1 protein-coding gene is annotated in these 611 nt (G+C 60.4%); it reads right to left on the reverse strand.

Annotation, left to right across the window (positions count from 1 at the left end; genetic code table 11):
* Positions 1–611: LysR substrate-binding domain-containing protein (locus AC08OJ_RS19665; RefSeq protein WP_476596517.1), on the reverse strand; the 611-nt coding region annotated here is incomplete at both ends.

A 611-nucleotide genomic window follows, 5' to 3' on the forward strand; every position in this document is an offset into this window, starting at 1 on the left:
CCGGGGAGACTGATCGAATGCGGCGCAGCTGTGCCGGACGAGCTCCTGCAATGCGGGACTTTTTCGGGTCGTCCAGATCAGAGCCAACACGGCGGGAGAAAAAATATCATCGACAATCAAAACGCTCAGATCGCTACGGGAGGTGACGGCCATCGACTCGCTGAGTATCGCGACGCCAAGCCCACGAGCGGCAAGATCTACGACGGTACCTGGGGCACTCGCCTGGAGCGCGATGGTCGGCTTTACCCCCATGGCCGAACACGCCTGGTCGAAGACCGTGCGGATCCCTGTTTCACAGGGTAGACACACGAGAGGGAAGGCTGCGATGTTTGTCAGGGACACCCCAGAGCGTCGAGCAAGCGGATGATCGTTCGGCACGATCGCGATGAGCCGGTCACTGACGATAGGTAGGGTTTCCACAGCCACCAATGGCGCGTCGTCCGTGCCGACGAGGGCCATGTCAGTTGCGCCGGTCCGCACGCTCTCGATGAGCCGGTCAGAATTGTCCTCGAACAACATAATCTCGACGCCAGGATGGGCCATGTGAAACGACGCGAGCGCGTCGAAAAGCGGAGTGATGGTGCAGGCTGTGACCATGACGACAACAAGCC

The organism is Frankia sp. CgKIO3 (genome assembly GCF_977946435.1).